The sequence below is a fragment of the Schumannella soli genome (assembly GCF_006517435.1).
Classification (GTDB): domain Bacteria; phylum Actinomycetota; class Actinomycetes; order Actinomycetales; family Microbacteriaceae; genus Schumannella; species Schumannella soli.
This window is the reverse complement of record NZ_VHQG01000010.1, coordinates 1-359: the sequence shown is the minus strand read 5'-3', so window position 1 is coordinate 359 and position 359 is coordinate 1. Positions and strand designations below refer to the sequence as shown.

Here is a 359-nt window from a genome sequence, read left to right as displayed (position 1 = left end):
GGCGTTGTCGGGATCATCTCGCCGTTCAACTTCCCGGCGATGGTGCCGTTGTGGTTCTTCCCGATCGCGATCGCGGCGGGCAACACGGTGATCCTGAAGCCGAGCGAGAAGGACCCGTCGGCGGCGCTCTGGCTGGCGGAGCTGTGGAAGGAGGCCGGCCTCCCGGACGGTGTCTTCAACGTCCTCCAGGGTGACAAGCTCGCGGTCGATGGTCTGCTGAACGCCCCCGAGGTCCGCAGCATCTCGTTCGTGGGCTCGACGCCGATCGCGCAGTACATCTACGAGACCGCCGCTCGCAACGGCAAGCGGGTTCAGGCGCTCGGCGGTGCGAAGAACCACATGCTCGTCCTCCCCGACGC

1 protein-coding gene is annotated in these 359 nt (G+C 66.9%); it reads left to right on the top strand.

Features of this window, described 5'->3' with window-relative positions; all coding sequences use genetic code 11:
* Positions 1-359 (top strand): aldehyde dehydrogenase family protein (locus FJ657_RS16930; RefSeq protein ID WP_141164911.1); only part of this gene is annotated, 359 nt, incomplete at both ends.